The organism is Serratia sp. root2, from assembly GCF_031931805.1.
GTDB lineage: Bacteria > Pseudomonadota > Gammaproteobacteria > Enterobacterales > Enterobacteriaceae > Serratia > Serratia inhibens.
The window spans coordinates 1-21,989 of record NZ_JAUJXB010000009.1 but is presented as its reverse complement, the minus strand read 5'-3'; the positions used below and the strand labels follow the sequence as shown (position 1 = coordinate 21,989).

At 56.5% G+C, this 21,989-nt stretch carries 18 protein-coding genes and 1 riboswitch; of the genes, 11 read left to right on the top strand and 7 right to left on the bottom strand.

Annotated features, from left to right (window positions below):
* The first annotated feature begins 223 nt into the window (after positions 1–223).
* Together metF and QZQ97_RS23465 are read left to right on the top strand one after the other, a co-directional pair.
* On the top strand, positions 224–1,117 hold the full coding sequence (gene metF / locus QZQ97_RS23470) for a methylenetetrahydrofolate reductase (protein WP_311995392.1): 894 nt from the start codon (positions 224–226) through the stop codon (positions 1,115–1,117).
* 129 nt (positions 1,118–1,246) lie between these two features.
* Complete coding sequence (locus QZQ97_RS23465; RefSeq protein WP_311995391.1) at positions 1,247–1,879, top strand: LysE family translocator; 633 nt, start codon at positions 1,247–1,249, stop codon at positions 1,877–1,879.
* On the opposite strand, the gene QZQ97_RS23460 is transcribed toward QZQ97_RS23465, so the two are convergent.
* The 3 genes from QZQ97_RS23460 to argE all read right to left on the bottom strand — a co-directional run bounded on the left by QZQ97_RS23460 (position 1,876) and on the right by argE (position 6,782).
* Positions 1,876–2,664 carry an AraC family transcriptional regulator gene (locus QZQ97_RS23460; RefSeq protein ID WP_311995390.1) on the bottom strand — a complete coding sequence of 263 codons (789 nt, stop codon included), beginning with the start codon at positions 2,662–2,664 and terminating at the stop codon, positions 1,876–1,878. The genes QZQ97_RS23465 and QZQ97_RS23460 overlap by 4 nt on opposite strands.
* Positions 2,665–2,739: 75 nt before the next feature.
* A complete protein-coding gene (gene ppc / locus QZQ97_RS23455) occupies positions 2,740–5,376 on the bottom strand; it encodes a phosphoenolpyruvate carboxylase (RefSeq protein WP_311995389.1) in 2,637 nt (878 codons plus the stop codon).
* 260 nt (positions 5,377–5,636) lie between these two features.
* On the bottom strand, positions 5,637–6,782 hold the full coding sequence (gene argE / locus QZQ97_RS23450) for an acetylornithine deacetylase (RefSeq protein ID WP_197929186.1): 1,146 nt from the start codon (positions 6,780–6,782) through the stop codon (positions 5,637–5,639).
* Between the two features lie 216 nt (positions 6,783–6,998).
* On the opposite strand from argE, the gene argC reads away from it, so the two are divergent.
* The 4 genes from argC to argH all read left to right on the top strand — a co-directional run bounded on the left by argC (position 6,999) and on the right by argH (position 11,624).
* Entirely contained in the window at positions 6,999–8,003 is a 1,005-nt protein-coding gene (gene argC, locus QZQ97_RS23445; RefSeq protein WP_126528927.1) for an N-acetyl-gamma-glutamyl-phosphate reductase, read from the top strand.
* A 29-nt stretch (positions 8,004–8,032) separates the two neighbouring features.
* The gene (argB, locus tag QZQ97_RS23440) at positions 8,033–8,806 is read left to right on the top strand and encodes an acetylglutamate kinase (RefSeq protein WP_004953149.1); all 774 of its coding nucleotides are present in this window, start codon (positions 8,033–8,035) and stop codon (positions 8,804–8,806) included.
* A 25-nt stretch (positions 8,807–8,831) separates the two neighbouring features.
* On the top strand, positions 8,832–10,052 hold the full coding sequence (locus QZQ97_RS23435; RefSeq protein WP_004953146.1) for an argininosuccinate synthase: 1,221 nt from the start codon (positions 8,832–8,834) through the stop codon (positions 10,050–10,052).
* 198 nt (positions 10,053–10,250) lie between these two features.
* On the top strand, positions 10,251–11,624 hold the full coding sequence (gene argH / locus QZQ97_RS23430; protein ID WP_311995388.1) for an argininosuccinate lyase: 1,374 nt from the start codon (positions 10,251–10,253) through the stop codon (positions 11,622–11,624).
* Between the two features lie 63 nt (positions 11,625–11,687).
* Here the strand turns inward: argH and QZQ97_RS23425 are convergent, their stop codons facing one another.
* Together QZQ97_RS23425 and QZQ97_RS23420 are read right to left on the bottom strand one after the other, a co-directional pair.
* Entirely contained in the window at positions 11,688–13,136 is a 1,449-nt protein-coding gene (locus QZQ97_RS23425) for a dihydrolipoyl dehydrogenase (RefSeq protein ID WP_311995387.1), read from the bottom strand.
* Positions 13,137–13,213: 77 nt separating this feature from the next.
* A complete protein-coding gene (locus QZQ97_RS23420; protein ID WP_311995386.1) occupies positions 13,214–13,945 on the bottom strand; it encodes a glutathione peroxidase in 732 nt (243 codons plus the stop codon).
* A 150-nt stretch (positions 13,946–14,095) separates the two neighbouring features.
* On the opposite strand from QZQ97_RS23420, the gene oxyR reads away from it, so the two are divergent.
* The gene (gene oxyR / locus QZQ97_RS23415) at positions 14,096–15,013 is read left to right on the top strand and encodes a DNA-binding transcriptional regulator OxyR (RefSeq protein ID WP_013814983.1); all 918 of its coding nucleotides are present in this window, start codon (positions 14,096–14,098) and stop codon (positions 15,011–15,013) included.
* On the opposite strand, the gene sthA is transcribed toward oxyR, so the two are convergent.
* Positions 14,996–16,393 carry a Si-specific NAD(P)(+) transhydrogenase gene (sthA, locus tag QZQ97_RS23410; protein WP_311995385.1) on the bottom strand — a complete coding sequence of 466 codons (1,398 nt, stop codon included), beginning with the start codon at positions 16,391–16,393 and terminating at the stop codon, positions 14,996–14,998. The two genes, oxyR and sthA, sit on opposite strands and share 18 nt — an antisense overlap.
* 216 nt (positions 16,394–16,609) lie before the next feature.
* Between sthA and fabR the strand changes: the two genes are divergently transcribed.
* Positions 16,610–17,242, top strand: coding sequence for an HTH-type transcriptional repressor FabR (gene fabR, locus QZQ97_RS23405; protein ID WP_006317771.1), 633 nt, complete (start codon positions 16,610–16,612; stop codon positions 17,240–17,242).
* A gap of 14 nt (positions 17,243–17,256) precedes the next feature.
* On the top strand, positions 17,257–17,625 hold the full coding sequence (locus QZQ97_RS23400; RefSeq protein WP_311995384.1) for a YijD family membrane protein: 369 nt from the start codon (positions 17,257–17,259) through the stop codon (positions 17,623–17,625).
* Positions 17,626–17,666: 41 nt separating this feature from the next.
* Here the strand turns inward: QZQ97_RS23400 and trmA are convergent, their stop codons facing one another.
* Positions 17,667–18,770, bottom strand: a complete 1,104-nt coding sequence (trmA, locus tag QZQ97_RS23395) for a tRNA (uridine(54)-C5)-methyltransferase TrmA (protein ID WP_311995383.1) — start codon at positions 18,768–18,770, stop codon at positions 17,667–17,669.
* A 120-nt stretch (positions 18,771–18,890) separates the two neighbouring features.
* Positions 18,891–19,102, top strand: a riboswitch (cobalamin riboswitch).
* A 68-nt stretch (positions 19,103–19,170) separates the two neighbouring features.
* Here trmA and btuB point away from each other — a divergent pair.
* Entirely contained in the window at positions 19,171–21,042 is a 1,872-nt protein-coding gene (gene btuB / locus QZQ97_RS23390; RefSeq protein WP_311995382.1) for a TonB-dependent vitamin B12 receptor BtuB, read from the top strand.
* Positions 20,987–21,850, top strand: coding sequence for a glutamate racemase (gene murI / locus QZQ97_RS23385; RefSeq protein ID WP_043912139.1), 864 nt, complete (start codon positions 20,987–20,989; stop codon positions 21,848–21,850). Before btuB ends, murI begins: the two co-directional genes overlap by 56 nt.
* Positions 21,851–21,989 lie beyond the last annotated feature (139 nt).

The following is a 21,989-nucleotide window of genomic DNA, read 5'->3' as shown; positions in this document are numbered from 1 at the left end:
GGCGCGGGTTCACCGCGCCCCTCGTTTTTCCTGCCATAATTCATCTTGTTTCGAACATGAAATTCTTTCTCTTTGCGGGTGAGGATTAATCATCTTATTCCACCAGTTTCCTGTTGACTCTTTAGCCAACATACGGCATTTTCTATTTAGACGTCTAAACGTATAGACGCTTATTAAAATAAAGCAAAATGCAAAACAGTGATCGATAAGAGGCGGACAGGGTATGAGTTTTTTTCACGCAAACCAGCGGGAAGCGCTGAATCAGAGTCTGGCAGAATTAAGTGGTCAGATTAACGTATCGTTCGAGTTTTTCCCGCCGCGCACCAGCGAGATGGAAGATACCCTGTGGCAGTCCATTGATCGTCTGAGCAGCCTGAAACCTAAATTTGTCTCTGTGACCTATGGCGCCAACTCCGGCGAGCGCGATCGCACCCACAGCATCATCAAAGGCATTAAAGATCGTACCGGTCTGGATGCGGCTCCACACCTGACCTGCATCGACGCCAGCCCGGCACAGCTGCGTGAAATCGCTACCGATTATTGGAACAGCGGCATCCGTCATATCGTGGCGCTGCGCGGCGACCTGCCACCGGGTGGCGGCAAACCGGACATGTATGCGACCGATCTGGTTCGGTTGCTGAAAGAGGTCGGTGATTTCGATATCTCCGTCGCCGCCTACCCTGAAGTGCATCCGGAGGCGAAAAGCCCGCAGGCGGATCTGATTAACCTGAAGCGTAAAATCGATGCCGGCGCCAACCGCGCGATCACCCAGTTTTTCTTTGACGTGGAAAGCTATCTGCGTTTCCGCGACCGTTGCGTCGCCACTGGTATTGATGTGGAAATCGTGCCGGGCATTCTGCCTGTATCCAACTTCAAGCAGCTGCAACGTTTTGCCACCATGACCAATGTGCGCGTACCGAGCTGGATGACCAGCATGTTTGAAGGGCTGGACGACGACGCCGAAACCCGCAAAATGGTCGGCGCCAATATCGCGATGGACATGGTGAAGATCCTCAGCCGCGAAGGGGTGAAAGATTTCCACTTCTATACGCTGAACCGCGCCGAATTGAGCTATGCCATCTGCCACACGCTGGGTGTGCGCCCGGTCGCTGCATAATCCATTCGCTATCGGGAGGGGGCGCTGCGTAAAAACAGCGCCCTTTTTGTTGGGCGCAATTTCTTCCAATACCTCTGTTTAACGGCATGATGAGATGACGCATCGTCTCAATGAAAAGAGCTCGTCGCTATGATGCCGTTTTCCAATGGTTTTTTACTCAGCCTGTCGCTTTGTCTGGATATTGGCATCGCCAATATCGCCATGATCATGCTGGCGATGCAGCGCGGCTATTTTCACGGTTTCTGGCTTGGGATCGGCACCTGTGTGGGGGACCTGATTTATGCGGTGCTGGCGCTGGCTGGCATGGCGGTGCTGTTGCAATACTCAGGTGTCCGCTGGGTACTGTGGATAGGCGGTTCAATGATGCTGCTGTGGTTCGCTTACAAGATGCTGCGTGCGGCCTTCGCCCAGGCGACCGAGCTGGCGGTGGCTGAGCCGGAGAGGCCGCGCTCGGTGCCGCGCAGCTTCCTGCGTGGCGTGGTACTGGCGATGTCTTCTCCAACGGCGATTCTGTGGTTTGCGGCGGTGGGGGGCGCACTGATTTCACGTATGGGTCAGGGTGGGCCGACGGCAACGTCGTGGTTCCTCTGCGGTTTTTTTATTGCGGGCGTGGTGTGGACGGCGGTGCTTTGTTCCGTGGGTAGCCTGGGCGGTAAAATGCTGGGGGCCCACCTGCTGAAATATTCTTACTTCGCCTCGGCGGTTATTTTTGGCTACTTCGCGCTGTACGTGGTGGTGTCGGGCTACCGCGAGTTTATTTAGCGGGTGAAGGATTGCAGATAATGATGCGGCGTTATGCCCATCGTTTTGCGAAAAGCGTTAATAAAATGGCTTTGATCGTAAAAACCCAAGGCCAGCGCCACGTCCAGCGTGTGTTGATTCTGCCGCAGCAGGTTACGCGCCTCCAGCAGCCGCAGTTGCATGTGGTATTGCAGCGGCGGCATGCCGACGCGTTGTCGGAACAGCCGGACAAAATGATATTTACTCATGCCGCTGACCTGGGCCAGCATGTCCAGACTGATTTTCAGCGTCAGGTTGTCGCGCATGAACTCCAGCGCCCGGCCGACGGTTTCCGTCGGTTGCGGGTGATCCGCTGTGCGATCGTCCAGCAGGGTACCCAGCAGCCACAGCAGATTTTGCTCTTGTTCAACGGCGTCGTGCGCAGTGCAGGCGTAGCGGCAAATGGCGTCGAACAGCGCCGGGTTGCGCAACACACCTTCGGTCAGCACCGGCGCCTGGCGATCGGAACTCAGGTTATGGTTGCTAGCCAGGCTGCGCAGCAGTGATTGCGGTAAATGCACGCTGCAGAATTCGACTTTCTCACTGCCAAATAGCGAGGACTGAATGCTGGCCGGGTTGTAAACGGTGATCTCGCCACCGCGCACCAGAGAGGTTTTGCCGTCCAGCCAAATCTGTTCGGTACCGCTCAAATTGGCGCTGATCACGTATTCATCGTGGGTGTGACGGGGGAAGGTGGCATTGATCGCCGTCAGGCGCGAGCACTCGATATCGTTGGCAACAAACCAGTCCGAGAGGGATAACGCCATCGCGCACCTCCGCGCCCGTCAGCGACAAATAGAAAAACGGCTCCTGTGAACAGGAGCCGTGCTTTGGCGCGCAACCTAGCCGGTATTGCGCATGCCGGCGGCGACGCCGGCAATGGTGACCATCAATGCCTGTTCAACGCGGGTATCCGGATGTTCCTGTTGGCGCGAGCGGTGCAGCAGTTCTGCCTGCAGCACGTTCAGCGGATCGGTATACACGTTGCGCAGCGCGATGGATTCGGCGATCCACGGCAGATCTTCCATCAGGTGAGCGTCATTGGCGATGGTCAACACGACCTTGATGTCGCTTTCGAGCTGATCGCGCAACTGCTGGCCGAGCGGCCACAGCGATTTGTCGACCAGGCGCTGATCGTAGTATTCCGCCAGCCACAGGTCGGCCTTGGCGAATACCATTTCCAGCATGGCGATGCGGGTGGAGAAGAACGGCCAGTCGCGGCACATGGCCTCCAACTGATTCTGCTTGCCGGCTTTCACCGCTTCCTGCAAACCTGCACCGGCGCCCAGCCAGGCCGGCAGCATCAGGCGGTTTTGCGTCCAGGCAAAGATCCACGGAATGGCGCGCAGGCTCTCTACGCCGCCGTTTGGCTTGCGCTTGGCCGGGCGTGAACCCAGCGGCAGTTTACCCAGCTCCAGCTCCGGCGTTGCGGCGCGGAAGTAAGGCACGAAGTCCGGGTTCTCACGCACGTAGCCGCGGTACATTTTGCATGATGTCTCTGACAGGTCGTCCATCAGCGAACGCCACTCCTTCTTCGGCTCCGGCGGCGGCAGCAGGTTGGCTTCCAGCACCGCGCCGGCATACAGCGCCAGGCTGCTGATGGCCACTTCCGGCAGGCCAAACTTGAAGCGGATCATCTCACCCTGCTCGGTCACGCGCAGGCCACCTTTCAGGCTACCCGGCGGCTGCGACAGCAGCGCCGCATGCGCAGGGGCGCCGCCACGGCCAATCGAACCGCCACGGCCGTGGAACAGCGTTAACGCCACGCCGGCCTTTTCACAGGTTTTGATCAACGCGTCTTGCGCGCGGTATTGCGCCCAGGAGGCGGCCATCACCCCGGCGTCTTTCGCCGAGTCGGAATAGCCGATCATCACCATCTGCTTGCCCTGGATAAAGCCGCGATACCAGTCGATATTCAGCAACTGGGTCATAACGTCGTCGGCGTTGTTCAGGTCGTCGAGGGTTTCGAACAGCGGCGCTACCGGCAGCGCAAACGGGCAACCGGCTTCTTTCAGCAGCAGGTGAACCGCCAGCACGTCAGAAGGGGTGCGCGCCATGGAGATCACGTAGGCGGCGATGGAGCCTTGCGGCGCTTCGGCGATCACACGGCAGGTTTCCAGCACTTCCTGGGTGTCGGCGCTCGGTTCCCACTTCAGTGGCACCAGCGGGCGTTTGGAGTTCAGTTCGCGGATCAGGAATGCCTGTTTGTCGGCTTCTGACCAGCTTTCGTAGTCGCCAAGGCCCAGGTAGCGAGTCAGTTCGGCGATGGCTTCGGTATGGCGGTTGCTTTCCTGACGGACGTCGATACGCACCAACGGTACGCCAAAGCAGCGGACGCGTCGTAAGGTATCCAGCAACTGGCCGTTGGCAATGATGCTCATGCCGCAGGCTTGCAGCGACTGGTAACAGGCGAACAAAGGGGCCCACAGTTGATCGTTGCTCACCAGCAGATCCTGTGGCTTAAGCACGCGTTCGCCTTTCAGGCGGCCTTCCAGATAGGCCTGAGATCTCATCAACTGGCCGCGCAGCTGTTTCATGATCTCGCGATACGGTTCCTGCACTTCGTCGCCACCGGCGAGCGCGCGCAGTTCCGGGGTGCACTCGGTCATCGACAATTCGGACACCAACACCTGAATATCGCGGGTGAACAGGTCGCAAGCTTTCCAGCGGCTGAGCAGCAGCACGTGACGGGTGATTTCGGCGGTCACGTTCGGGTTGCCGTCGCGGTCACCGCCCATCCAGGAGGTGAAGCGCACCGGCACGGCTTCCGCCGGCAGGCTGTAATCGATGGAGTTTTCCAACTGCTCGTTGAATTCGCGCAGGAAGGCGGGCACCCCTTCCCACAGGCTGTTTTCCACCACCGCGAAGCCCCATTTAGCCTCATCGATAGGCGAAGGGCGGTTTTTACGGATCTCATCGGTATGCCATGACTGGGCAACCAACTGGCGCAGGCGACGCATGATCTTGTTGCGCTCGTAATCGGCCAGATCGTTATGATCGAGTTGGCTCAGGCAGGTATTCACCTCAACCAGCTTGTGGATCAGGGTGCGGCGGGTGATTTCCGTCGGGTGTGCCGTCAGCACCAGCTCGATGGAGAGTTGAGAAACCGCATTTTGCAGCTCTTTGGTGCTGAGCTTTTTGTCTTTCAGCCGGGTGAACAGTTGGGCCAGCGCTTCCGGATTGCTGGCGGCTTCGCCATTGGGCGAAATGCTGTGGTACTGCTCGGCGACGTTGGTCAGATTAAGGAACTGGCTGAAGGCGCGCGCGACCGGCAGCAACTCGTCGTTGGACAGGTTCTGCAAGGTGGAAAGCAGCTCCTGGCGGTGCGCCTCGTTGCCGGCACGTGAAGATTTGGAAAGCTTACGGATAGTTTCAACGCGATCGAGAATATGCTCGCCCAGCGCATCTTTGATGGTATCGCCGAGCAATTTGCCGAGCATACTGACATTACTTCGCATTGCCGAATATTGTTCGTTCATATAACCCCTGACCCAGTTCTGTATGATTTTTTATCTTGTAAGTAAATTTCACGTGTCAGGCGAAGAGCGCCTGTTTCATCTCGCCACGTTCCTGTCCAATCGTCAATTGACACTATTTTTAGCAAAAAAACATCAAAATCGGCGCATTTTCTGAAATTTAATTACGGCGCGCCGGTTATCAGTCTGGCTTATTTCATTGTCTTGATACGTCTTAAGAGGTAGGAGGAATGATAAATCATTACCCCTACCTTGTATCAGGTTTATTGATGGCAGAAGTGTTCGACCAGCTGGCCCAGCAGCTTGCGCGTCGGCTCGATAAACGCCGTATCAATGTATTCGTCCGGTTGGTGCGCCTGGTTGATTGACCCTGGGCCAAGCACCAGCGTCGGGCACACCTGCTGGACGAACGGCGCTTCGGTGCAGTAGTTGACCACCTGAGTACGGGTGCCCAGCAGTTTCTCAATCACCGCCACCATATGGTGATCGGTCGGGCACTCGTAGCCCGGGACCGAGGCATGCAGTTCCTCAATGTTCAGGCGGCCCGGCCAGCGCTGGCTGACCGGCTCCAGCGTCTGGTGCATCAGCTCGTTGATATTGTCGAGCGTCATGCCCGGCAGCGGACGAATATCCAGGTGCAATTCACAACAGGCGCAAATGCGGTTGGCCGCGTCGCCGCCGCTGATATGGCCGAAGTTCATCGTCGGATAAGGCACGGCGAATGCCGGATTGTTGTAGCGCTCCTGCAGCGTTTTGCGCAGTTCCATCAGGCGGCCAATGGTGTCGTGCATCAAATCGATGGCGTTGACGCCACGCGCCGGGTCGCTCGAGTGCCCGGATTGGCCGACAATGCGGATGGCGTTGGCCATATGCCCTTTGTGTGCGCGCACCGGTTGCAGTGAGGTGGGTTCGCCGATAATGGCGAAATCCGGGCGGATGGCGGTCGAGGCAGCGAAATAACGTGCGCCGGCCATCGTCGTTTCTTCATCTGCGGTTGCCAGAATGTACAGCGGCTTGGTCAGCTTGCCGGCATCGATGTCGCGCACGGCATCCAGAATAAAGGCAAAGAAGCCTTTCATATCCGCCGTGCCCAGACCGTACAGCTTATTGTCGTGTTCGGTCAGAGTGAAGGGATCGCGCGTCCAGCGGCCTTCGTCATAAGGTACGGTGTCGGTATGGCCCGCCAAAAGCAGGCCGCCGCTGCCTTCGCCAATGCTGGCGAGCAGGTTGAATTTGTTGCGGGTATCGGGCACCGGCTGTACGTCGACGCGGAAGCCCAAATCGGCAAACCATCCGGCCAGCAAGTTGATTAACGCTTCATTACTCTGATCGAGGGCGCCATCGGTGGCGCTGATCGACGGAGTGGCGATCAACGCCCGGTACAGCTCAATAAATGGAGGTAATTTCATCTTCACTGTTGACAGCCTTTGGTTAGGGTAGTATCAATATTCATGCATTTATTTTGAATAAAAATACAGTAAGCTAGAGCGTAAGGGAACCCGATTCCCGGATGATTATAAAAACATCAACGCTCGACCACGTGGGTGAACGGCGAAACAACGCTGGTGAGCCCGGTTACCTGAGTCGAATACGACCACTCGTAAGCCAAGAAGGTGAAAGGCCACATGTTGAATACGCTGATCGTTGGTGCCAGCGGTTACGCCGGAGCGGAGCTCACGGCTTACCTGAATCGTCACCCACATATGAACATAACCGCATTAGCGGTTTCAGCGCAAAGTGCAGATGCAGGAAAATTGCTTTCTGATTTGCATCCCCAGTTAAAAGGCATCGTCGATCTGCCGTTGCAACCGCTGGTTGACGTGGCTGCCGCCGCCGATGGCATCGACGTGGTGTTCCTGGCCACGGCGCACGAGGTCAGCCACGACATCGCGCCTTTGTTCCTGGCGGCGGGTTGCGTGGTGTTCGATCTGTCCGGTGCGTTCCGCGTGAAAGACGCCGGTTTCTATACCCAGTACTACGGTTTCGAGCATCAGCATCCTGAACTGCTGGATCAGGCGGTGTATGGCCTGGCGGAGTGGCAGAGCGAAAAAATCAAACAGGCGCAACTGATCGCCGTACCGGGCTGCTACCCGACGGCGGCCCAGCTGGCGCTGAAGCCCCTGATCGATCAACAGCTGTTGAACCTTGACCAATGGCCGGTCATCAACGCGACCAGCGGCGTCAGCGGCGCGGGGCGCAAAGCCAGCGTGACCACCAGCTTCTGCGAAGTGAGCTTGCAGCCGTACGGCATCTTCAACCACCGTCATCACCCGGAAATCGTTGCGCATCTGGGCACGCCGGTCATCTTCACGCCACATTTGGGTAACTTCCCGCGTGGTATTCTCGAAACCATCACCTGCCGCCTGAAAGCCGGCGTAACCGCGCAGGACGTGGCTGCAGCCTATCACGCCGCCTATGACGACAAACCGCTGGTGCGGCTGTACGACAAAGGCGTGCCGGCATTGAAAGCGGTGGTGGGCCTGCCGTTCTGCGATATTGGTTTTGCCGTTCAGGGTGAACACCTGATCGCCGTAGCTGCGGAAGACAACCTGTTGAAAGGCGCGGCCGCTCAGGCGGTGCAATGCCTGAATATCCGTTTTGGGTTCCCGGAAACCCAGTCATTACTTTAATGAATAACCAGCGTGGGATGTAAACAGCGATGAATCCGTTAATTATCAAGTTAGGTGGCGTGTTATTAGACAGTGAAGAAGCGCTGGAGCGTTTATTCACCGCCCTGGACAGCTACCGTCAGCAGCATCAGCGCCCGCTGGTTATCGTTCACGGCGGCGGTTGCCTGGTGGATGAGCTGATGAAACAACTTTCTCTGCCGGTGGTGAAGAAAAACGGCCTGCGGGTGACCCCGGCTGACCAGATCGACATCATTACCGGCGCGCTGGCCGGTACTGCCAACAAGACCCTGCTGGCGTGGGCCATCAAGCACCGGATCAATGCGGTGGGCCTGAGCCTGGCGGACGGCGGCAGCGTTTCCGTGACCCAACTCGACCCGGCGCTGGGCCATGTAGGCAACGCGCAGCCGGGTTCACCGGTATTGCTCAATACCCTGCTGGGTGCCGGCTACCTGCCGGTGATCAGCTCTATCGGCATCACCGCCGAAGGGGAATTAATGAATGTGAACGCCGATCAGGCGGCGACGGCCCTGGCCGCCACGCTGGGTGCGGATTTGATCCTGCTGTCGGATGTCAGTGGCATTCTCGATGGGAAAGGGCAACGCATTGCAGAAATGACGGCACAAAAAGCGGAACAACTGATTGCCCAAGGCATCATCACCGATGGTATGGTGGTGAAGGTGAATGCGGCGCTCGACGCGGCCCGCACCCTTGGCCGGCCGGTGGATATCGCCAGCTGGCGCCATGCCGATCAGCTTCCAGCTCTGTTTAACGGCGTGTCGATTGGCACCCGGATCCTCGCTTAAATTTAGAATTAAAAAGGAAAAGAACATGCAAAACCAAGGCATCAAAAAAATCGTTCTGGCGTACTCTGGCGGCCTGGATACTTCGGCCATCATTCCCTGGCTGAAAGAAAACTACGGCGGCTGCGAAGTGGTAGCGTTCGTGGCGGATATCGGCCAGGAGCGCAGCGATCTGGAAGGCGTGGAGCAAAAAGCCCTGCAATCCGGTGCCTCTGAGTGTCACGTGGTTGATCTGCGTGAAGAATTCATCCGCGATTACGTTTATCCGGTTCTGCAGACCGGTGCGTTGTATGAAGGCAGCTATCTGCTGGGCACTTCAATGGCGCGCCCGATTATCGCTAAAGCGCAGGTTGAGCTGGCGTTGAAAGTCGGCGCTGATGCGCTGTGCCACGGTGCAACCGGCAAAGGCAATGACCAGGTGCGTTTCGAAACCACCTACACTGCGCTGGCACCGCACCTGAAAGTGGTTGCGCCTTGGCGTGAGTGGAACCTGCGTTCCCGTGAAGCGCTGTTGGATTACCTGAAAGAGCGCAATATCCCGACGACTGCGTCGCTGGAAAAAATCTACAGCCGTGACGAGAATGCCTGGCACATTTCTACCGAAGGCGGCGTGCTGGAAAGCCCATGGAATGCACCGAACAAAGACTGCTGGGTCTGGACCGTGGATCCGCAGGAAGCGCCGGACCAGCCTGAGCAAGTGACCATCACCGTAGAAAAAGGCCGCGTTGTGGCGGTTAACGGTGAAGCGTTGAGCCCATACAAATGTCTGGAAACCCTGAACGTGCTGGGCGCCAAACATGGCGTGGGCCGGATCGACATCGTGGAAAACCGTCTGGTAGGCATCAAATCCCGCGGTTGCTACGAAACCCCGGGCGGCACCATCATGGTGGCGGCACTGCGCGGCGTCGAACAACTGGTTCTGGATCGCGACAGCTTCAAATGGCGTGAGCAGTTGGGCCTGGAAATGTCCTACGTGGTGTACGACGGCCGCTGGTTTGCTCCGCTGCGTCGTTCGCTGCAGGCCTCTGCAGAAGCGCTGGCCGAAGAAGTGAACGGCGAAGTGGTGCTGCAGCTGTACAAAGGCCAGGTGACGGCGATTCAGAAGAAATCCGCCAACAGCCTGTACTCCGAAGAGTTTGCTACCTTTGGCGAAGACGAAGTTTACGATCACAGCCACGCGGGCGGCTTTATCCGCCTGTTCTCGCTCTCTTCACGCATTCGCGCGTTGAACGAGAAAAAGAACAAGTAATTTCATTATTCGGCGTGACTTGTTAAGGGCGCAGCGTGCTGCGCCCTTTCGTATAAAATTTATACCCTAAATAATTCGAGTTGCAGGAAGGCGGCAAGAGCGAGAGTCACGATGAGCTTACACCGGTAAGTGATTCGGGTGGGCACTCGCAGCCAACACACCAGCAACTCGAGGTATGACGGGTACAGGAGTAAAAGTATGGCACTTTGGGGTGGACGGTTCAGTCAGGCGGCAGATCAGCGGTTCAAACAGTTAAACGACTCTCTGCGCTTTGATTATCGCCTGGCGGAACAGGATATTGTTGGCTCTGTGGCCTGGTCGAAAGCGCTGGTCACCGTCAACGTGCTGACGGCAACCGAGCAGCAACAGCTTGAGCAGGCTTTGAACGTGTTGTTGGAAGAGGTGCAGGCCGACCCGCAGGCGATTGTCAGCAGCGATGCGGAAGATATTCACAGCTGGGTGGAGCAGAAACTGATCGACAAAGTCGGCGATCTGGGCAAGAAGCTGCATACCGGCCGTAGCCGTAACGATCAGGTCGCGACCGATCTGAAACTGTGGTGCAAACAGCAAATCGGCGAACTGCATCAGGCCATCGTGCAACTGCAGCAGGCGCTGGTGGAAACTGCCGAAGCCAATCAGGATGCGGTGATGCCGGGTTATACCCACTTGCAGCGCGCGCAACCGGTCACTTTCGCCCACTGGTGTTTGGCCTATGTGGAAATGCTGGCCCGCGATGAAAGCCGCCTGCAAGATACGCTCAAGCGCCTGGACGTCAGCCCGCTGGGTAGCGGCGCGTTGGCCGGTACCGCTTATCCGATCGATCGTGAACAGCTTGCCGGCTGGTTGGGCTTTGCCTCGGCCACCCGCAACAGCCTGGACAGCGTTTCCGACCGCGATCACGTGCTGGAGCTGCTGTCCAATGCTTCCATCAGCATGGTGCACCTGTCGCGCTTTGCCGAAGACCTGATCTTCTTCAACAGCGGCGAAGCGGCGTTTGTCGACTTGTCCGACCGCGTAACTTCCGGCTCTTCGTTGATGCCGCAGAAGAAAAACCCGGATGCGCTGGAACTGATCCGCGGCAAATGTGGCCGTGTACAGGGTGCATTGACCGGCATGATGATGACGCTGAAAGGCTTACCGCTGGCGTATAACAAAGACATGCAGGAAGACAAGGAAGGGCTGTTCGACGCGCTCGATACCTGGATGGATTGCCTGCAGATGGCGGCGCTGGTGCTGGACGGCATTCAGGTGAAACGTCCACGCTGCAAAGAGGCGGCTGAGCAGGGTTACGCCAACTCGACCGAACTGGCGGATTATCTGGTCGCCAAAGGCGTGCCGTTCCGTGAGGCGCACCATATCGTCGGTGAAGCGGTGGTAGAAGCCATCCAACAGGGCAAGGCGCTTGAGGCGCTGACGCTGACCGAGTTGCAGAAGTTCAGTGCGGTGATTGGCGACGACGTGTACCCGGTTTTGGCGCTGCAATCTTGCCTGGACAAGCGTTCGGCCAAGGGCGGCGTTTCTCCTCAGCAGGTCGCCAGCGCGATTGCTGAAGCGAAACAGCGGTTGTTTTAAGTTAAGTCAGTCCGTTCATAAGGGCGCGGTTCACAGTGTGAGCCGCGCTTTTTTTATGGTGATTTACTCACCCGGGCAGCGCTGGCAGCGTTCCGTCTCGGCCTCACCCAGTTTGAGCTTGGTCTGCAGGTCGCGCAGTGCGGTACGCAGGCCTTCTTCGATCACCGGGTGGTAGAACGGCATATCCAGCATCTGGTTGATGGTCATCTGCTGTTGATGCGCCCAGGCCAGCAGGTGAGCGATATGCTCAACGTCCGGCCCCATCATTTCCGCGCCCAGGAAACGCCCGGTGCCTTGCTCGCCGTAGACGTGCAAGAGGCCTTTATTACGCAGCATCACGCGAGAGCGCCCCTGATTCTCGAACGAAACCTCGCCGACGTCGAAGCAGCCGCAAACGCTGAATTTCTCGCTCAGTTCGCGGAAGGTCGAACCGACCATGGCTATCTGCGGATCGGAGAATACGACCGAAATCGCGCTGCGGCGCAGGCCTGGGTTGATTTCCGGGAAGCTGCCGGCGTTGGCCCCGGCAATGCGTGCCTGATCGCTGGCCTCATGCAGCAGCGGCAGCTGATTGCTGGCGTCGCCGGCGATGAAAATATGCGGCACGCTGGTTTGCATGGTCGAACGATCGGCCTGCGGCACGCCTCGGGCGTCGAGTGTGAGACGGGTGTTTTCCAGGCCCAGCTTATCGACGTTCGGCCTGCGGCCGGTGGCGGCCAGTACGTAATCCACCATGATTTCCTGTGGCCGACCCTGCAGATCCTGATAGCGGATAAACACCTTGTCGCCTTCGCGCTGCATCATCTCTACCTTCACGTCGGCATCAAGATAAAACTCTTCGCCCAGGGCTTTGGCGGCATAGCTGCGTACCGCACTGTCGGTTAATGGGCCGACGGCGCCGCCGACGCCAAACACCTTGGTCTCCACGCCCAGGCGGTGCAATGCCTGGCCCAGTTCCAGACCGATCACGCCGGGGCCGAACACGGCGACGGACTGCGGTAAATCGTCCCAGTCGAAGACCTCATCGTTGACGATCAGGCGATCGCCCAGATCGTTCCACGCCGCCGGCCAGCTTGGGCGGGAACCGGTGGCGATAACGATCCGCTGCGCCACGATGCGGGTGTGTTCATCGACCTGAAGGGTATTGTCATCGATAAAGCGGGCGTAGCCGTGAATTTTGTCGGCGGCCGGGATCTCGTCGACGCCTTCCAGCACAAAGCCGACAAAGCGGTCACGTTCGCGTTTAACGCGGTCCATCACTTCACGGCCGTTAATGGTGGTTTTACCGGCGGGATACACGCCAAAGCCGGGTGCGCGCTCGATTTGATGCACCGCCTCGGCGGCGGCGATCAGCAGTTTGGATGGCATGCAACCAACGCGCGCACAGGTGGTGCCATAAGGCCCGCCCTCGATCATCACCACGCTGGGGGTAGAAAGTTTGGCTGCGCGATAGGCACCCAGACCGGCGGTGCCGCCGCCGATAACCGCAACGTCAACATTCAACTGTTTCATGCCTACTCCTGAAAGGTAAAAAAAAGGCGGGCCATAGCCCGCCAAAGGTTCACGTTGGTTTCGTTATTATTTATCGATCAGGCTGACAGGAAGGTTTCCAGGTCATCGCTGCCGCCGATGTGACGGCCACCGATGAACACTTGCGGTACGGTGGCACGGCCGCTGACGGCGCGCAGGCTGACGGTGGTGGCGTCTTTGCCCAGCACAATCTCTTCATACTGGATACCGCGTTCTTGCAGCATTTGTTTGGCTTTGGCGCAGAATGGGCAGCCGGGCTTGGTGAACAGCGAAACCGATTCCTGCACTTTGAATTCCGGTGCCAGGTATTTCAGCATGGTGTCGGCATCAGAGACTTCAAACGGGTCGCCCGGCTTGTTCGGCTCGACGAACATTTTTTCCACCACGCCGTTGCGCACCAGCATCGAGTAACGCCATGAACGCGGACCGAAGCCCAGATCGGCTTTCTCGACCAGCATGTTCATGCCTTTGGTGAACTCACCGTTGCCGTCTGGCACGAAGGTGATGTTCTCGGCGTGCTGATCGGCTTTCCAGGCGTTCATCACGAAGGTGTCGTTCACCGAGACGCACAAGATGCTGTCAACGCCGTGCTGTTTGAACACGCTGGACAGCTCGTTGTAGCGTGGCAAATGGCTGGAAGAGCAGGTTGGGGTAAACGCGCCCGGCAGAGAAAATACGATGACGGTTTTATCTTTGAACAGGTCATTGGTGGTGACATCAATCCATTGGTCGCCCTGACGGGTGTGGAAAGTAACCTGAGGAACTTTTTTGCCTTCTTGGCTGGTAAACATGGATTAACCCCTTAATTAGGAAAATAATTTTTGGCTATTAGCGCTGTATCGCTTCGTTGGGACACATTATTGACGTCGGGGCTTGATAGATCTAATCGCTCATTGCTATCTTATCTATCGCCATGAGCTATCATGGTCTGGAGGGAAAAAATGAATATTCGTGATTTAGAGTACCTGGTCGCCTTGGCCGAGCATCGGCATTTCCGCCGTGCCGCCGATTCATGCCATGTTAGCCAACCCACTCTCAGTGGGCAGATCCGCAAGCTGGAAGACGAACTGGGCGTGATGTTGCTCGAACGAACCAGCCGCAAGGTGTTATTCACCCAGGCGGGCTTGTTGCTGGTGGAGCAGGCGCGTACCGTGCTGCGCGAAGTCAAAGTCCTGAAAGAAATGGCCAGCCAGCAAGGGGAAGCTATGTCAGGGCCGCTGCATATCGGCTTGATCCCGACCGTTGGGCCTTATTTGCTGCCGCAGATCATCCCTACACTGCATAAAACCTTTCCCAAGCTGGAAATGTACCTGCATGAAGCGCAGACCCATCAACTGCTGGCGCAACTCGACAGCGGCAAGTTGGACTGCGCCATTCTGGCGCTGGTGAAGGAAACGGAAGCCTTTATCGAAGTGCCGCTATTTGATGAGCCGATGAAACTGGCGGTGTATTCCGATCACCCATGGGCACAGCGCGATCGCGTAGCGATGCCGGATTTGGCAGGGGAAAAACTGCTGATGCTGGAAGACGGTCACTGTCTGCGCGATCAGGCAATGGGTTTTTGCTTCCAGGCGGGGGCGGACGAGGATACTCACTTCCGCGCGACCAGTCTGGAAACGCTGCGCAATATGGTAGCGGCGGGCAGCGGCATTACCCTGCTGCCAACGCTTGCGGTACCGCCGCAGCGTGAGCGAGACGGCGTCTGCTACCTTGACTGTTATAAACCGGAACCGAAGCGCACCATTGCGCTGGTGTACCGCCCCGGCTCCCCACTGCGCAGTCGTTATGAGCAATTGGCCGAGGCGATCCGCGAGCACATGCAGAACTACTTCAGTACCACGTTAAAACAGGCGGTTTAAGCCGTTTAGCGCTGCCACCCGGTAGGCTTCGGCCATAGTCGGATAGTTGAAGGTCGTATTAACGAAATATTCGATAGTATTGCCTTCACCTTTCTGTTCCATGATCGCCTGACCGATGTGGATGATCTCCGCCGCACGCTCGCCGAAGCAGTGGATCCCGAGGATCTGCAGGGTGTCGCGATGGAACAGGATCTTCAGGCTACCGACGTTCATCCCGGCAATCTGCGCACGTGCGAGATGCTTGAACTGGGCGCGGCCCACTTCATACGGCACTTTCATCGCCGTCAGTTCCTGCTCGGTTTTGCCGACGGAACTGATTTCCGGAATGGTGTAGATACCGGTCGGGATATCTTCGATCAGATGCCCGCTGGCTTCGCCGGAGGCGATCGCCTGTGCGGCGATGCGGCCCTGATCGTAAGCGGCGGATGCCAGGCTCGGATAACCAATCACATCGCCCACGGCGTAAATGTGTGACAGCGCGGTCTGGTACATGCTGTTCACTTTTAGCAGGCCTCGGCTGTCTGACTCGAGACCGACATTCTCCAGGCCGAGTGAATCGGTGTTACCGGTACGCCCGTTGGCGTACAGCAGGCAATCCGCTTTCACTTTCTTGCCGGATTTCAGGTGAACAATCACGCCGTCTTCGGTGCCTTCGATCTTCTCAAACTCCTCGTTGTGACGGATTACCACGCCGTTGTTCCAGAAGTGGTATGACAGCGAGTCCGACATTTCCTGATCGAGGAATGCCAACAGGCGATCACGGGTGTTGATCAGATCCACCTTCACGTTCAAGCCACGGAAAATCGAGGCATATTCACAACCGATCACACCGGCGCCGTAAATGATCACGTGGCGCGGTTCGTGGCTCAGTTCGAGAATGGAATCGCTGTCATAGATGCGCGGATGGTTAAAGTCGACGCTGGCCGGGTGATAGGGGCGCGAGCCGCAGGCGATCACGATATGATCGGCGCGGATGGTGTCCTGGGTGCCATCCATGTAGCTGACGCTGACGGTGTTGGCGTCGATAAAGCGTGCATCGCCAGCGAACAGTTTGCACTGGTTGCGTTCATAGAAACCCTGGCGCATTCGGGTTTGTTGATTAATGACGTTATCGGCGTGGCGTAAAATGTCAGGGAAGGTTGCACTGAGCGTGCGTGAATTATTGTAAAGCGGGTTCTGGTTGAATTCGATAATGCGGCTGACGGCGTGGCGGAGGGCTTTGGACGGAATGGTACCCCAATGAGTACATCCGCCGCCCACATTATTGTACCGTTCGATAACGGCCACGCGAGCGCCCTGTTTCACCAGCCCCATAGCGGCACCTTCACCACCAGGGCCCGAGCCAATTACAATGGCATCAAATTGATAGTGCTGTTGCATGTAGGAGAGACCTGTTTTTATACAAAATTACAACGGTATCTTAACATCATAGCGCTGAGCGCCCAATCACCATTAGGCTTTTTGAGGCAAAGCACAAATGGTACAGGCTGAAACTGTGACAGGACGCGTTTGTATAAATGCTGTTGCAATAAAATTTGCTATATTGCCCACTCAGCGGCGTTAGACTCAATGAATGGATCTTATCTGGATATGCATATGGGCGTCAGAGCACAACAAAAAGAACGGACTCGTCGTTCCCTCATTGAGGCGGCATTCAGCCAGCTAAGCGCCGAACGCAGCTTTGCCAGCCTGAGTTTACGCGAAGTCTCACGCGAGGCGGGTATCGCGCCCACGTCATTTTACCGCCACTTCCGTGACGTGGACGAGCTTGGGCTAACCATGGTCGATGAGAGTGGCCTGATGCTGCGCCAACTGATGCGGCAGGCGCGCCAGCGTATCGCCAAGGGCGGCAGCGTAATCCGTACCTCGGTCTCCACCTTTATGGAGTTTATCGGCAATAATCCCAACGCCTTCCGCCTGTTGTTGCGTGAGCGTTCCGGTACTTCGGCCGCTTTCCGTGCGGCGGTGGCACGCGAGATCCAACATTTTATCGCCGAACTGGCAGATTACCTCGAGCTGGAAAACCATATGCCGCGCAGCTTCACCGAAGCGCAGGCGGAAGCCATGGTGACTATCGTGTTCAGCGCCGGCGCCGAAGCGTTGGACATTGACATCGACCAACGGCGTCGGCTTGAGGAACGTTTAGTGTTGCAACTGCGGATGATTTCCAAGGGCGCTTATTACTGGTATCGCCGCGAGCAAGAAAAAGCTTCCGTGTCCCACGTATAAAAAGGTAGAAAGTGATGGAAAAATCAGGCCGTGAGAATGGCACTTTACTGCTGGCGTTGATTGCCGGTCTTTCAATCAACGGTTCGTTTGCCGTGTTGTTCAGCTCGGTAGTGCCGTTTTCTATTTTCCCGATAATCGCTTTGGTTCTGGCGGTGTACTGCCTGCATCAGCGCTATCTGCATCGCGCAATGCCGGACGGCATGCCAAAGCTGGCCGCCGCCTGTTTCCTGTTGGGGGTGCTGTTATACAGTGCGATCGTGCGTGCCGAATACCCGCAGATTGGCTCTAACTTCTTGCCGGCGATTGTCGCTGTGGCGCTGGTGCTCTGGATTGGCGTGAAGCTGAAGGCGCGCAAGGCGCTGGAAGGGAATACGCAGGTATAAAGACGACCGGGCAGGGGCGCAGCAACGGCGCCCCTGTCGGGTTAAACGCGTTTTTCCAACAGCACGCCGCATTCCATATGATGGGTATACGGGAACTGATCAAACAGCGCCAGGCGACTGATCCGGTGCGTCTCCTGCAGCGTTTCCAGATTGGCGCACAGCGTTTCCGGGTTGCATGAGATATACAGAATTCTCGGATAGGCTTGCACCATTTTCACCGTTTCATCGTCCAGCCCGCTGCGCGGTGGATCGACAAAAATGGTTTCGCAGTTATAGCTGCTCAGATCGATACCTTTCAGCCGGTTAAACTCCCGCACCCCGTTCATCGCCTGGGTAAAATCTTCCGCCGCCATGCGAATAATCTGTACGTTATCGATATGGTTGGCCGCAATGTTGTACTGCGCCGCCGCGACCGAAGGTTTGGCTATTTCAGTGGCCAACACCCGCTCGAAGTTACGCGCCAGCGCCAGCGAGAAGTTACCGTTGCCGCAATAGAGTTCCAGCAAATCGCCTTTAGAGCCTGCCGTTACGTCCAGCGCCCATTCCAGCATCTGTATATTCATCGCTGCGTTCGGCTGGGTGAAGCTGTTTTCCACCTGGCGATAGATCATGTCGCGGCCGGCGACCGGCAGGACTTCGTCTACGTAATCCTGATCCAGCATGATTTTCATTTTCGATGCGCGGCCAATCAGCTGCAAATCAAAACCCTGCGCGCGCAGGCTGTCACGCAGCTTTTCCGCTTGTTGTTGCCAGTCCTCGTCCAGCTTGCGGTGATACAGCAACGAAGCAATGATTTTGCCGCTGCGGGTCGACAGATAGTCAATCTGGAACAGCTTGCGGCGCAGGATGGGCTCCGGCTTGATGGCGGCGAGCAGTGCGCTCATCAGACGGTTAATCAATTCGCTGGCGGCCGGGAACCGATCGACGCGGATGCGTTGCTTGGTCTGCTGGTCAAACATGATGTGATACATCTCATCTTCATCATGCCAGATGCGGAACTCGGCGCGCATACGGTAATGCTCGACTTGCGAGCGGAACACTTCCGGCTCGGGTGCCGTGAACGGTGACATCAGCGTCTTCAGCCGGGCAGTTTTCTCCGCCAGTTGGTCATCGTAACGTTCAATAGGCAAATTCTCGGGCGTCATGTTTCTTCTCGTCAGGCAAATTTGATCAGCGGGGATTGTAGGGAATCAGCCCGTGAAGTCCAGTTTTGTCGTGTTTATTATTTGTAACATTAGTGGAAGTCTAGACATCTATTTACATTGATCGTAGCATTGCCGTCCGGCCTCAAGCAGCGAGTGAAAAGGGAATCCGGTGTGAATCCGGAGCTGACGCGCAGCGGTAAGGGGAAGTCACGGCGATAGCGTTTTTACGCAGACACTGTCCACTGCAGGATGGGAAGTCATCGCCTGGTGCAGGTTGCCTACGCAGCTTGTAACTCCCAAGCCCGAAGACCTGCCGGTATTACGTCGCAATGTCCGTGGCCGTCGCGAATTACCGGCCATGATCCTGCGGCATCCGCCAATTAAGTTTGGATGCTTTTTCATGACAATTACAAAAAATACGCTGCTGATGGTGGTTTCCTCCGTCACGGCTTTTTCTGGATGGGCGCAAGACAACACCACAGCCAATAACAGCGATAATCTGGTGGTTACCGCCAACCGCTTCCCGCAGCCGGTTTCTTCCGTGCTGGCACCAACCTCTGTTGTTACCCGTGATGATATCGATCGCTGGCAGGCCAAAAGCCTGACTGACGTGATGCGTCGTTTGCCGGGGGTGGATGTCGGGCAAAATGGTGGCCTGGGGCAAAAAAGCTCGCTGTTTATCCGTGGCACCAATTCCAGTCATGTGCTGGTGTTGATTGACGGCATTCGCCTTAATCAGGCCGGTATCAGCGGCTCTTCCGACCTCAGCCAGATCCCGATCTCGCTGGTGCAAAAAGTCGAATATATCCGCGGGCCGCGTTCGGCAGCGTACGGATCCGATGCCATCGGCGGGGTGGTCAACATTATTACTACCCGCGAGAAGAATGGCACCACACTTTCCGCCGGTGCAGGTTCAAACGGCTATCAAGCCTATGACGCGTCTACTCAGCAACAATTGGGCGACAGTACGGTTGCAACGGTCGCCGGTAATTATACCTATACCAAAGGCTATGATGTGGTGGCCTACGGCAGCACTGGCATGCAAAGCCAGCAGGATCGCGACGGCTTTATGAGCAAGTCGCTGTACGGTGCCGTTGATCATCAGTTCAGCGAGGCTATCAGCGGTTTTGTTCGTGGTTATGGTTATGACAACCGCACGGCTTACGACGCTTACTACTCCTCGCCAACCAGCCCGCTGGTCGATACCCGCAAGTTGTACAGCCAAACCTGGGATACCGGCCTGCGTTATAAGGAAGGTATCTACGCAACGCAGTTGATCGGCAGCTACAGTCACAGCAAGGATTACGATTACGATCCACGTCTGGGCATGCATGACAGCTCGGTAAGTTTGGTCGACTCCGAGCAATACAATCTGCAGTGGGGGAACACGCTTCAGGTAGGTCAGGGGACGGTCAGTTCAGGGATTGACTGGCAACACCAGCAAATCAAGCCAGACTCCACTACGGTTAACGGTGAAAAAACCCAACGCAACGCCGGTGTTTACCTAACTGCGCAGCAGTTGGTCGGGCCGGTAACTCTGGAAGGGGCGGTTCGCGGCGACGATCACTCCGAATTTGGTTGGCATGGCACTTGGCAAACCAGCGCGGGCTGGGAGTTTATTGAAGGGTACCGTTTCATCGCCTCCTACGGCACGGCATTCAAAGCCCCTAATATGGGTCAGCTGTATGGCAACTTCGGCAATAATACCAATCTGAAGCCGGAAGAAAGCAAACAGTGGGAAGGCGGTTTTGAAGGTTTGACTGGGCCGGTAACCTGGCGGGTGTCCGGCTACCGCAACGATATTGATAACCTGATTGATTCTACCGGAGAGACCAATTACGTTTATTACAATATCGGTAAGGCCACTATTAAAGGTATTGAGGCTACGGCTTCATTCGACACCGGTCCTTTAACTCATCACATTGGCTACGACTATGTCGATCCACGCAATGCCAAAACCAATGAGGTTCTGCTGCGTCGCGCCAAACAGCAGGTGAAGTATGAGCTGGATTGGCAGGTCTATGATTTTGACTGGGCAGTCACCTATCAATACCTGGGTGAACGTTATGACAAAGACTACAGCACCTATCCAGAGCAAAGCGTTAAACTCGGCGGCGTTAGCCTGTGGGATCTCGCAGTTTCATATCCGGTCACATCTCATCTGACAGTTCGTGGTAGAATTGCCAACCTGTTTGATAAAGATTATGAGACGGCTTATGGCTACGCTACTCCAGGAAGAGAATACTACCTCACTGGAAGCTATACCTTCTAACACCACCGCGACGCCCCGCCCTACGGTGCTGGTATTTGATTCCGGCGTCGGCGGGCTGTCGGTGTATCAGGAGGTTCGGCAATTGCTGCCGGACCTCCACTATATCTATGCCTTCGACAACGTGGCGTTCCCCTACGGCGAGAAATCCGAAGAGTTTATTGTCGAGCGCGTGCTGGAAATTGTCAGCGCGGTGCAGCAACGCCATCCTCTGGCGATTGTCGTTATTGCCTGTAATACCGCCAGTACCGTATCTCTGCCGGCGCTGCGCGAGCGCTTTACCTTTCCGGTAGTGGGCGTTGTGCCCGCGATTAAACCTGCTGCCCGCTTGACCGCCAATGGCATCGTGGGCCTGTTGGCTACCCGTGGCACGGTGCAACGCACCTATACTCATGAGCTGATTGCCCGCTTCGCCACCGACTGCAAAATCGAGTTGCTGGGTTCTTCAGAGCTGGTGGAATTGGCGGAAGCCAAGCTGCATGGCGAAGCCGTGCCGCTGTCCACGCTGAAGAAAATTCTTCACCCATGGCTGAGCATGCGTGAGCCGCCGGACACGGTCGTGTTGGGTTGCACCCACTTTCCTCTATTAGCAGAAGAGTTAATGCAGGTGTTGCCTGAGGGAACCCGACTGGTAGATTCCGGCGCGGCTATTGCCCGTCGCACCGCTTGGCTTATCTCTTCGCAGGAAAATCTGGTGTCGACCCAGGAAGATAATCTGGCGTATTGCATGGCGTTGAATGAAGACACCGATGCTTTATTGCCCGTTTTGCAGGGGTATGGCTTTAAATCGTTGAAAAAACTGCCTCTTTAATAGGGTTTTGGTTAAACATTCAACGGTTGGAAAAAATATTGAAATTAGGGGTTGCGGCCTTCTGAGAACTCCCTATAATGCGCCTCCACTGACCGGGAACAACGACTCCTCTAACGAGAACCAGTCGCCCAGCCAGGAA

Coding starts and splice junctions, on each gene's coding strand:
- argB (WP_004953149.1), top strand. CDS start 8,033: ATGAATCCGTTAATTATCAAGTTAGGTGGCGTGTTATTAGACAGTGAA.
- trmA (WP_311995383.1), bottom strand. CDS start 18,770: ATGACGCCCGAGAATTTGCCTATTGAACGTTACGATGACCAACTGGCG.
- argH (WP_311995388.1), top strand. CDS start 10,251: ATGGCACTTTGGGGTGGACGGTTCAGTCAGGCGGCAGATCAGCGGTTC.
- argC (WP_126528927.1), top strand. CDS start 6,999: ATGTTGAATACGCTGATCGTTGGTGCCAGCGGTTACGCCGGAGCGGAG.
- fabR (WP_006317771.1), top strand. CDS start 16,610: ATGGGCGTCAGAGCACAACAAAAAGAACGGACTCGTCGTTCCCTCATT.
- QZQ97_RS23400 (WP_311995384.1), top strand. CDS start 17,257: ATGGAAAAATCAGGCCGTGAGAATGGCACTTTACTGCTGGCGTTGATT.
- sthA (WP_311995385.1), bottom strand. CDS start 16,393: ATGCAACAGCACTATCAATTTGATGCCATTGTAATTGGCTCGGGCCCT.
- murI (WP_043912139.1), top strand. CDS start 20,987: ATGGCTACGCTACTCCAGGAAGAGAATACTACCTCACTGGAAGCTATA.
- QZQ97_RS23435 (WP_004953146.1), top strand. CDS start 8,832: ATGCAAAACCAAGGCATCAAAAAAATCGTTCTGGCGTACTCTGGCGGC.
- argE (WP_197929186.1), bottom strand. CDS start 6,782: ATGAAATTACCTCCATTTATTGAGCTGTACCGGGCGTTGATCGCCACT.
- QZQ97_RS23460 (WP_311995390.1), bottom strand. CDS start 2,664: ATGGCGTTATCCCTCTCGGACTGGTTTGTTGCCAACGATATCGAGTGC.
- QZQ97_RS23420 (WP_311995386.1), bottom strand. CDS start 13,945: ATGTTTACCAGCCAAGAAGGCAAAAAAGTTCCTCAGGTTACTTTCCAC.
- metF (WP_311995392.1), top strand. CDS start 224: ATGAGTTTTTTTCACGCAAACCAGCGGGAAGCGCTGAATCAGAGTCTG.
- QZQ97_RS23425 (WP_311995387.1), bottom strand. CDS start 13,136: ATGAAACAGTTGAATGTTGACGTTGCGGTTATCGGCGGCGGCACCGCC.
- btuB (WP_311995382.1), top strand. CDS start 19,171: ATGACAATTACAAAAAATACGCTGCTGATGGTGGTTTCCTCCGTCACG.
- oxyR (WP_013814983.1), top strand. CDS start 14,096: ATGAATATTCGTGATTTAGAGTACCTGGTCGCCTTGGCCGAGCATCGG.
- QZQ97_RS23465 (WP_311995391.1), top strand. CDS start 1,247: ATGATGCCGTTTTCCAATGGTTTTTTACTCAGCCTGTCGCTTTGTCTG.
- ppc (WP_311995389.1), bottom strand. CDS start 5,376: ATGAACGAACAATATTCGGCAATGCGAAGTAATGTCAGTATGCTCGGC.